We start from the raw sequence: 10,684 nt of genomic DNA, 5'->3' as shown, positions 1-10,684 counted from the left end.
TCCACCACACCGGAGGTCTTCGCCATGATCAAGCCCCACCGGTGTCAACAACGCTCGTGATCAATACACCTAGGGCCCGTTGCTGCGGCCCGCCGGACATGCAGCAGCCCTGCGGGCACAGCAAAAAGCCGGTCCACGCGAGGTGGACCGGCTTCGTGCGGCGAACCAGCAGTGGCCGCGCGCTCAGCTGAGCGTCAGCGCGAGACCTTGCCGGCCTTGATGCACGAGGTGCAGGCGTTCACGCGCTTCGGCGTCCCGCCGACCACGGTACGCACACGCTGGATGTTCGGGTTCCAGCGGCGGGACGTACGGCGGTGCGAGTGCGAGATGTTGTTGCCGAAGCCCGGCCCCTTGCCGCAGACGTCGCAGTTGGCAGCCACGGGTCACTCCAAAGACTTCAGATCCACTTACGGTTAATCCCGGCATGCCGGGATCGAGATCTAGGATCAGAGATCTGAGTGGCGTTGCCAGGGGAACGGCCCGATCTGCATCGGGCAACCGGAGCAGCATACAACGACTGCGCCAGTAGAACGAAACTACCATGCCTGCTCAGCGCCCGGCTCCAGGCCCTCTTCCGCCGCACACCGGCCCTGGGTCTACGCTGCGTGCCACGGTCGGCAGCTCAGGGAGGCGCAGGTGGCGCAGGTGCCGCAGACATTCTTCGATGCTCTCGCGGTGCGCACCTGGTGCGGCCTCGCGCTGGAGTCGCTCGGACGCGCGCGGGAGGAGATCGACGCGATCAACGTCTATCCCGTGGCCGACGGCGACACCGGGACGAATCTGTACCTGACCGTGGAGTCGGCGGTCGCGGCGGTGGAGGCCGTGTTCATCGCGTACGACTCGGCCGAGCCCAGCCTCGCGGACGCCTCCCGCGCGATGGCGCACGGGGCCCTCATCGGTGCCCGGGGGAACTCCGGGACGATCCTCGCCCAGTTGCTGCGGGGCATGGCTCAGGTGCTGGCCGAGGACGGTGAGACGACTCACACCGACGGCTCCGGACTGCGCCTCGCTCTGCGCCGGGCGGCCGACTCCGCCCGCCAGGCCGTGGCCCACCCCGTCGAGGGCACGGTCCTCACGGTCGCCTCGGCCGCCGCCGACGCGGCCGGTGCGGCCGAGGGCGACGACTGCGGGGCGGTCGCACGGGCGGCGTACGAGGGGGCTCGTGCCGCGCTGGCCGCCACGCCCGGGCAGCTGGCGGTCCTGGAGCGCGCCGGGGTGGTCGACGCCGGTGGCCGGGGGTTGCTGGCGGTGCTGGGCGCGCTCTTGGAGACGTTCACGGGGGAGGCGGTCCCCGCGTTCTCGGGTGGGCACGCGCGCGTAGGGGGCGGCTCGCGGGTCGACCCGGCCGCGGCCGGTGGCGCGTCGGCGACCGACACCGAGGAGTGCGCGGACGGGACGGACGAGGGCGGGCCCGCCTTCGAGGTGATCTACCTGCTGGAGGCCGACGACGCGGCCGTGACGAGGCTGCGGGCGCGGCTCGACGCCCTGGGGGACTCCCTGGTCGTGGTCGGCGGCGACGGACTGTGGAACGTCCATGTGCACGTCGACGACGCCGGAGCCGCCGTCGAGGCCGGGGTCGAGGCCGGGCGGCCGTACCGGATCCGGATCACCCACTTCGGGGCCGGGGACGTGCACACCACCGGCGGTGAGCGCCCGCCCCGCGAGCGGGCACAGCGGGCCGTCGTCGCCGTCGTGCCGGGGGAGGGGCTGGCCGGGCTGTACACCGAGGCCGGGGCCACCACCGTCCTCGCGCGGCCCGGGGAGCCGCCCGCCAGCGGAGAGCTCGTCGAGGCCGTACGGCGGGCCCACGCGCGCGAGGTCGTACTGCTGCCCAATGACGCCGAGCTGCGCCACACCGCAGCCGCGGCGGCCGAGCAGGCCCGCGCCGAGGGCATCCGCGTGGCGCTGATCCCGACGCGCTCCGCGGTCCAGGGCATCGCCGCGCTCGCCGTGCACGAGCCGGAACGCCGCTTCGACGAGGACGTGGTGTCGATGACCTCCGCGGCCGGCGCGACCCGGTACGCCGAGGTCGCCGTGGCCGAACGGCAGTCCTGGACCATGGCCGGCATCTGCCAGGCCGGGGACGTCCTCGGCCTCGTCGACGGCGACGTGGCCGTAATCGGCTCGGACGTCACGTCCACCGCCGAGGCCGTCCTGGACCGCATGCTCGCGGCCGGCGGAGAGCTCGTCACCCTCGTCCTCGGCGACGAGGCCCCGGAGTCGATCGCCGAGCACCTCGAGGCACGCGTGCGTGAGTCCTACCTCGCCGTCGACACGGTGGTGTACCGGGGCGGACGACAAGGGTCGCTGCTGCTCATCGGAGTGGAGTGACCCACCCGACCGACCGGGTGCGAACGGCCTGGGGTGCGGGATTCGCGTGGCCTGAGTGAAGGACCCGCGCCGGCCTGGAGTGCAGGAGCCGCGCGGCCTGCGTGAACGAGCCGCGCGGGGTGAAGGGCCGCGGCGGCCTACGCCCGCTCCCGCTCCACCCCCGCGCGCAGCAACTGCTCGGCCTACGCCCGCTCCGGCTCCACCCCCGCGCGCAGCAGTTGCTCGGCCTCCGCCCGACGCTCCAGTGCCGTTGCGGCGTACTCGCCGTCGTCGGCCAGGTCGGCCTCGGCGGCCGTGTCGAAACCGGCGTACGCCGCCAGCACCGCACGCGCGCGTGCGGCTGCCTGTGCCGGCCGGCTCAGGTCCGCCTCCAGCCGGCCCGCCGCGAGCTCGGCTCCGGTACGGCTGTGCAGGGCTTCGTCGCCCAGAGCGGTGAACACCGTGACGGCCCGCGTCACCTGGGACAGCGCCTCCTCCAGCGTGGTCCGGACCGAGTCGTCCCGGGCGCCCTCGGCGTCCTGCGCGGCGGTACGGGCGAGCAGGTCGCCGAACTGGCGGTGGGTGTGCCCGAGTTCGGCGGTGAGCCGCCGCCGGGCCTCCTCGTCGTCGGCGGCCGGCCCGTCGAGCGCGGTCCGGCACTCCCGCACCGCGTCCCCCATCAACTCCCGTGCCGCATCGGTTCCGTCCGCGATGTGCAGCGCCAGCCACGCGCGGGCACGCAGCGAGCGGACGAGGCCGTGGACGTTGCCCGACTCCCGCCACAGGGCGCCCGCGCGCGCGTACGTCCGGTCCGCCTCGGTGAGCAGGCCCGCATGGCTCAGGGACTCGCCCGCGAGATGGGCGAGCGTGGCGTGGTCGTGCTGCTCGGGCCAGTGCCGGGCGATCTCGGCGGCCTGCAAGCGGTGTTCGGCCGCCGCGCGGTGCTCGTCGAGCTCGCTCAGGCAGTCGGCGAGCCACCACCGCGTCTGCACCACCGCCCCGTCACCGTGCGTCTCGGCGCTCAGGTCGGGAAGCGCCGATTCCAGCACCTCGGCGGCCTCGGCGAACCGCCCCAGCCGCATCAGGAACCCGCCGAGCTGCTGTCGCGCCCAAGCGCCCAGCGTGCGGCTCTCGCCCGCCTCGTCGGCCCAGTGCGCCGCCTGAAGGGCATGTTCGGCGGCCTCCTCGGCAAGCCCACGGCCGCCGAGCACCTCGGCCAGCTGAAGGTTCAGCTGGGCCCGCCCCGGAGCCTCCAGGTGCGGCCCGCCGTGCTCCAGGGCCGCCCGCAGCGCCCGCTCGGCCCGGTCGATGTCGCCGAGGTGGTGCGCCAGCCCGGCCAGCCGGGCCTCGTACTCCACCGCGAACCACGGCAGTCCCGCCGTCACGAAGCCGTCCGAGGCCCGCGCGAACAGCTCCGCCGCCGTCTCCATGTCCCCGGCGAGGGCCGCCAGCTCCGCGAGCATCGCCTGCGTCTCCGCGAGCCGCGCCAGGAGCCGTACGTCGTCCCCGGCCCGCCCGGCCACGAGCGCCGGCACCCCCCGTACGGCGGCTTCCGCGTCGGCCAGGACGGCCTCGCGCGCCTCGTCCGGTGTCTCGTGGACCTGCCGCATCAGGATGCGCGCCCGGCTCATCAGCACGGCCGCCGTCTGACGCAGTCCTGTGCCGTCCTCGGCGTACAGCGCCAGGACCTGGTCGTACAGCCCGGCGATCGTGGTCAGGGCCAGCCGCACCTCACCGCTGAGCGCGCGTACGTACGCGCCACGCGCGCGTGCCGCCAGTGCCTCTCCTGGGTCGCCCGCCTCCGCGTACAGCTCGGCGGCCCGCTCGAACAGGGGCACACCCTCCGGGCCCAGGTCCATCGCCCGGTGGTCGGCGATCTCCGCCCGGTCGAGGGGGCTGAGCTCCACGCCTTCCGCGGCCCGGGAGACGGCCTCCCACGCCTCGACGGCGTTCGGCTGCAAGGTGTCCGACAGACGCCGCGCCTCGGCGATCAGCGCGGGCAGGCCGGTCGGTGTCCCGGTGCCCTCCTGCGGGGACGCCGGAGCCGACGCTGGCGCCGCCGCCGTCGTCGGGCGGGACGGCGTCCGCACCCCCAACGGCAGCCGCCCCACCAGCGGCTCCTGCGCCATACGCGCGCGTGCCCGCTCGCTGATGTGCCCGCTGCCGTTGCGCTCATCGAAACGCGCGGCCAGCGCGAGGGCCTCCCCGCGCGCGTGGACGGCCAGTTCACGAGCGGTCCAGGTGCGATCCGCCGGGCCGGGCACCCGCTGCTCGCCCAGTCCGAGCGCGGTCAGACGGTCCATGAGCAGCGCCACGACCGCCATGAACTCCAGCTTGCTGCGCGGATGCCCGTCGTCCGTGAAGTACGCCGGCCGCTGGGCGAGCAGCTCCAGCCCGCTCGCCTCGTTCCCGGTCAGCGCGCAGAACTCGACATGGTCCGCGTACGCCCCCCGCATGCTCTCCATCGCCCGCACCAGCCGGAAACCCCGCAGATGGTGAGCGCGGGCCTCGTCCACACGGCCCAGCCGCAGCAGCGGCGCCAAGGAGGACGCGAGAACCGTGTGCGGTTCATGGGCGCAGGTGAACTCGCCCTCCAGAACCGGCCCCCACAGCTTCAGCGCCTCCGCGTCCCGGCCGCGCTCCGCCTGCCACCACCCCTGCACATGCAGCTCGCAGGCATGGCAGTCCGCCATGTCGTCCCGGTCGGCCGCCAGCCACGCGCCGTACGCCCGCTCGGCACGCGCCTCGTCCCCGATATGCGCCGCCACACTGAACTCCGCGCTGCGCACAGCGCGTTCGGAGTGACCGGCGAGCCGGTAGCGGTGCTCCATCTCGCCGAGCCACTTCTCGATCGAGGCGAGCGGGATGTGCGGCTGGTCGAGCATGCCGGCCGACATCCACTTGAAGACCCAGTGCAGCGAGTGCGTCTCGTAGGCGTCGAAGTCCTCGGGCCGCTCGTCCCACATGCGCAGCAGGCGCGCGAAGGGGACGAACATCTTGGCCTTCTCGGAGCTGTAGTTGTAGACCTTCAGCTGATGTCCGAGCGCCTCGATCACGGCGAGCGGGATCTTCAGCTTCTCCGCCTCGGCGAGCAGCTGCTCCGCGCGCGCGTTGCGGGCGGGACCCTCCGGCTCCTCGGAGTTCTCCGCCATCGCCCGGCGCAGCGCGTCGAAGTCGGTGATCTCGCTCATCGGCGGCCCTCCTCGCCGTTGGTGGCCCACTCCAGCAGGCCGAGGAAGGCCCGGTTGAGCAGCGCCGAGTCGGCGGGCCTGAGCGGGCGCTGCGCCATTAGCAGCGCTTGGCCGTACAGGGACTCGGTGGCGGTGCCGATCAGCTCCGGATCACCCAGCGAACTGATCCTGCGGACCAGCGGGTTGAGGTGGTTGAGCACGAGACGCGCGCGTGGGGCGCTGCCGCGCAGCGAACCGAGGATGCCCGCCCACAGGTCGTCGGCCTGCTCCTCGGCCTCCGCACGCGCCTGCTCGTGCCGGGCCGCCCGGTCGTCCAGATGCAGCGCCGGCACGGACAGCGGATGAAAGGCGCGCAGTACGACGTCACAGCCCAGCGGGTCGAGCTTGGCCCGCGCGGCGGCCAGGAAGCCCGTGAGGGCCAGCTCCTCGGCCGGATCGACCGCGTCCAGGTGGGCGGTCACGGTGTCCGCGTCCAGCTCGGCGACGACCGTCCCGGGCCGCACCGACGGCAGCGCCTCGACGAGCTCGCTGTCGTACGTGTAGCCGCCGTTGATCACGCCGACGCCCTGCGCGGAAGCGATCGGCGCGACCTGCCGGTACTCCTCCACGGTCCGCGTGAAGTGCACCACCGGGTGCCGTTGCGCGAACTCCTCCAGGGAAAGCCGGCCGTCCGTCGTCTCGAACGGCAGCCACGGCAGCATCGTGCGCAGCATCTCCTGGTCGTGCCGTGCGAGGGACTTCACGCCCAGGTGGTGCACGGACAAGAACGCCGCCAGCCGTTCCGGATCACCGGCGGCCAGCCCCGTCAGCCACGACCGAATCCTTTCGCCGAGCGCTTCCCGTACGGCCGCCAGCGTCTCGTCCTCGTACAGCGCCTCGCGCGAGGCCGTCGGGCGCAGGCTGTCGGTGTCCAGCACGCACCGCACGAAGAACGCCCAGTCCGGCAGCAGCTGTTCGGCCCGCTCGGTCAGGAGCATGCCCTTGAGGTGGACGCGATGGCCGGCCCGCTGGGCGGGGCTGACCGCCGAGGGAAGGACGTAGGCCACACCACGGATTCCGGCGAGCGGCACGTCCAGTGCGATCGAGTCCAGCGGTGTGAAGCCGAACAGGTCGTGACAGTGCCGCGCCAGGGCCACTCGCCGGTTCGCGGGGGAGGGGTACGCGCGGTCCCAGGGGGCGGGCAGATCGGTGACCGCCTCGCCGCCGACGCGCACGTCGTAGGGCAGCAGCGAGCCGAAGTCCCGCGCGAGCGCGAGCACCCGGTCCTCGGTCAGCCACTCGGCGGCCCCGGCCCGCCCCACCAGGTGCACGGTCGTGCCCGGTTCGGGACGGGCGTCGTCCGGCAGCGTCCGCACGGTGTACGAACCGTCGTCCGTGGCCGTCCACTCCACGGGCGCCGCATCCGGCGTACGGGCGCTGCGGCTGACCACCCGGATCCGTTCGGCGACCACGAAACAGGCCAGCAGACCGATGCCGAACTGCCCCAGGAACCCGGAGCGGGCCTCCTGGAGCCCCTCGGCGCGCTTGGAGCTGCGTCCGATGGTCGCGAGGAGGTCGTGCACGTCCGTCTCGGTCAGCCCCACACCGGAGTCCTCGACGCGCAGGGCGCCCGACTCGGCGTACAGCCGGACCACTGCGGGCGCGTCCGGCTCCTCGGCGCGTCTGGCGGTGATGGCGTCGACCGCGTTCTGGAGCAGCTCGCGCAGGTAGACCTTGGGACTGGAGTAGAGATGGTGGGAGAGCAGGTCCACCAGACCACGCAGGTCGACCTGGAACGTGTGCGGTGTCCGGGACGGCTGAGCAGAGGTCTGAGGTGACTGCTGAGGTGAAGGTGACGGCTGAGGAAGCTGGGATGACTGTGAGGTCTGGGAGTCCATCGTCGCTGCACCGGTGGGGGGACTGCGCACGGCGCGGGGTCGGGCGGTCCCGGTGAGGCGGTGACCGCGAAAGGATGGCCGGAGCGTGCCATCCTAAAGCCGGATCGAACCGGCTGACCAGGGGTTTCCGGGACGTTTACCTTCGCGGGCGGCGCGACGGCTGCGCCATTGTCAGTGCGGTGGTGTGGAATGGATCTCGTGCCCGCACTGGAAGAACCACTGAAGAAGGTGCTCGGCCCTCCCACCGCGAAGGTGATGGCCGAGCACCTCGGCCTGCATACCGTCGGTGACCTGCTGCACCACTATCCGCGCAGATACGAGGAGCGCGGCCAGCTCACCCACCTCGCCGACCTCCCCATGGACGAGCACGTCACCGTGGTCGCCATGGTCGCCGACGCCCGCCTGCACTCCTTCGCCTCCGCCAAGGCACCGCGCGGCAAGGGCCAGCGCCTGGAGGTCACGATCACGGACGGCAGCGGCCGTCTCCAACTGGTCTTCTTCGGCAACGGCGTTCACAAGCCCCACAAGGAGCTCCTGCCGGGCACACGCGCGATGTTCGCGGGCAAGGTCTCCGTCTTCAACCGCCGTCTGCAACTGGCCCATCCGGCGTACGAGTTGTTGCGCGGCGACTCGGAGGAGACCGTGGAGACCTGGGCCGGCGCCCTGATCCCGATCTACCCCGCCACCGCCAAGCTGGAGTCCTGGAAGATCGGCAAGGCGATCCAGACGGTCCTGCCCAGCGCCCAGGAAGCGATCGACCCCCTGACGGACAGCCTCCGCGAGGGCCGCGGACTGGTCGCCCTCCCCGAAGCCCTCCTGAAGATCCACCGCCCGCACACCAAGGCGGACATCGCCGCTGCCCGCGACCGCCTCAAGTGGGACGAGGCCTTCGTCCTCCAGGTCGCCCTGGCCCGCCGCCGGCACGCGGACGCCCAACTCCCGGCGGTCGCCCGCAGAGCCCGGCCCGACGGCCTCCTCACCGCCTTCGACGCCCGTCTCCCCTTCACCCTCACCGAGGGCCAGCAGCGCGTCTCCAAGGAGATCTTCGACGACCTGTCGACCGAGCATCCGATGCACCGGCTGCTCCAGGGAGAGGTGGGTTCGGGAAAGGCCCAGCCGCTTCACTCGCTGGTACTCACGCCTCGCGGCTTCCGGCGGATGGGCGACCTGCGGGTGGGCGACGAAGTCGTCGTGCCCACGGGCGAGATCGCCCTCATCGACGGAGTCTTCCCCCAGGGCGAGCGAGATGTGTGGCGCATCCGGCTCTCCGACGGCAGTGCGGTGGAATGCGACGACGAACACCTCTGGGTGGTCGGTACGAGTCACGGCTGGGACCGCGGTCAGCCCCCCGAGGTGCTGACCACCCGGGAAATCCGGCACGACCTCGTCGAGGCCGACGGATCGCCGAAGTGGTACATCCCGGCGGCCGGCCCCGTGGACCTCGGCGACGACTGCGGGCTCCCGCTCGACCCCTACCTGTTCGGACTGGTGCTGGGTGACGGCGACTACCCGCCTCAGATGGCCCGAAGCTCGGACGGCGCCGGTGATCCGGTCACCCAAGCCCTGCGTGACCTGGACATGCGGGGACTGGCGGCACAGGACATGTTCGTTCCGGCCGAGTTCAAGAACACGTCGATCAAGAACCGCCTCGCTCTCCTTCAAGGGCTCATGGACGCCCTCGGCACAGTCGGGCAGAACGGGATGAGCGTGTCCCTGCGCTCGGCCTCGCCGACGCTGGCGGACGACGTGGCCTGGCTCGTACGCTCCCTGGGCGGCACGGCGCACGTTCTGCCCGGGCAGGAGGCCGTCGACGTCTCGGTGGCGTTGCCCGACGGCTACCCCCCGTTCCGGCTCACCCGCAAAGCCGACCGCGTACGCCACCGCCCGGCGGACAACACCTTCCGGCGCGCCATCCGGGCCGTCGAGCACGTGGGGCGAGGGCCGGTCCAGTGCATCAGCGTCGGCCATCCCAGCCATGCCTACGTCACGGATCACTTCACGGTGACCCACAACACCATGGTGGCGCTGCGCGCCATGCTCGCCGTCGTCGACGCCGGTGGTCAGGCCGCCATGCTCGCCCCCACCGAGGTGCTGGCCCAGCAGCATCACCGCTCGGTCGTGGAGATGATGGGCGAGCTGGCCGAGGGCGGGATGCTGGGCGGAGCCGAGCACGCCACGAAGGTGGTCCTGCTGACCGGGTCCATGGGCGCGGCCGCCCGCCGCCAGGCGCTGCTGGACCTCGTCACCGGCGAGGCCGGAATCGTCATCGGCACACATGCGTTGATCGAGGACAAGGTGCAGTTCCACGACCTCGGTCTGGTCGTGGTCGACGAACAGCACCGCTTCGGCGTGGAGCAGCGCGACGCCCTGCGCGGCAAGGGCAAGCAGCCCCCGCACCTGCTGGTCATGACCGCGACCCCCATCCCTCGCACGGTCGCCATGACCGTCTTCGGCGACCTCGAGACATCGGTCCTCGACCAGCTCCCCGCCGGCCGCTCGCCCATCGCCTCCCATGTCGTCCCGGCCGCCGACAAGCCCCACTTCCTCGCCCGCGCCTGGGAGCGGGTGCGCGAGGAGGTGGCGAACGGCCATCAGGCGTACGTCGTCTGCCCCCGCATCGGCGACGAGGAGGACGACCCGAAGAAGGCCGGCAACAAGAAGTCCGCCGAGGACGAGGCCGAGAAGCGCCCGCCGCTCGCCGTCCTGGACGTGGCCGACCAGCTCTCCAAGGGTCCGCTCTCCGGCCTCGCGGTGGAGGTGCTGCACGGCCGGATGCACCCCGACGACAAGGACGCCGTCATGCGCCGCTTCGCCGCCGGCGAGACCGACGTCCTGGTCGCCACGACGGTCATCGAGGTGGGCGTGAACGTCCCGAACGCAACCGCGATGGTGATCATGGACGCCGACCGCTTCGGTGTCTCCCAGCTCCACCAGCTGCGTGGCCGCGTCGGCCGAGGGTCGGCGGCCGGCCTCTGCCTCCTGGTGAGCGAGATGCCAGAGGCGAGCCCCGCCCGCCAGCGCCTGAACGCGGTCGCGGCCACGCTCGACGGCTTCGAACTCTCCCGTATCGACCTGGAGCAGCGCCGCGAGGGAGACGTCCTGGGCCAGGCCCAGTCCGGCGCCCGCACCAGCCTGCGGATGCTGGCCGTCATCGAGGACGAGGAGATCATCGCGGAGGCCAGGCAGGAGGCGGCGGCACTGGTGGCGGCGGACCCGGAGCTGACGCGGCTGCCCGGCCTGCGCACGGCACTGGACGCCCTCCTGGACGACGAGAGGGAGCAGTACCTGGAAAAGGGGTGAGCCGGA

The 10,684-nt window shown here is 72.5% G+C and carries 5 protein-coding genes; 2 read left to right on the top strand and 3 right to left on the bottom strand.

Going from position 1 to position 10,684, the window contains the following annotated elements; all coding sequences use genetic code 11:
* Positions 1–194 precede the first annotated feature (194 nt).
* On the bottom strand, positions 195–380 hold the full coding sequence (gene rpmB / locus ACHBTE_RS18605) for a 50S ribosomal protein L28 (RefSeq protein WP_003993230.1): 186 nt from the start codon (positions 378–380) through the stop codon (positions 195–197).
* A gap of 256 nt (positions 381–636) precedes the next feature.
* On the opposite strand from rpmB, the gene ACHBTE_RS18600 reads away from it, so the two are divergent.
* Positions 637–2,331 carry a DAK2 domain-containing protein gene (locus ACHBTE_RS18600; RefSeq protein WP_394725029.1) on the top strand — a complete coding sequence of 565 codons (1,695 nt, stop codon included), beginning with the start codon at positions 637–639 and terminating at the stop codon, positions 2,329–2,331.
* A 182-nt stretch (positions 2,332–2,513) separates the two neighbouring features.
* Here the strand turns inward: ACHBTE_RS18600 and ACHBTE_RS18595 are convergent, their stop codons facing one another.
* Positions 2,514–5,501, bottom strand: a complete 2,988-nt coding sequence (locus ACHBTE_RS18595) for a tetratricopeptide repeat protein (RefSeq protein ID WP_394725028.1) — start codon at positions 5,499–5,501, stop codon at positions 2,514–2,516.
* On the bottom strand, positions 5,498–7,378 hold the full coding sequence (locus ACHBTE_RS18590; RefSeq protein WP_394725027.1) for an HSP90 family protein: 1,881 nt from the start codon (positions 7,376–7,378) through the stop codon (positions 5,498–5,500). Before ACHBTE_RS18590 ends, ACHBTE_RS18595 begins: the two co-directional genes overlap by 4 nt.
* A 189-nt stretch (positions 7,379–7,567) precedes the next feature.
* Here ACHBTE_RS18590 and ACHBTE_RS18585 point away from each other — a divergent pair, with 189 nt between their 5' ends.
* The gene (locus ACHBTE_RS18585; RefSeq protein ID WP_394725026.1) at positions 7,568–10,678 is read left to right on the top strand and encodes a helicase-related protein; all 3,111 of its coding nucleotides are present in this window, start codon (positions 7,568–7,570) and stop codon (positions 10,676–10,678) included.
* The last annotated feature ends 6 nt before the right edge of the window (positions 10,679–10,684 follow it).

Source organism: Streptomyces sp. M41, from assembly GCF_043673425.1.
GTDB lineage: Bacteria > Actinomycetota > Actinomycetes > Streptomycetales > Streptomycetaceae > Streptomyces.
This window is presented reverse-complemented; position numbering and strand designations above follow the sequence as displayed.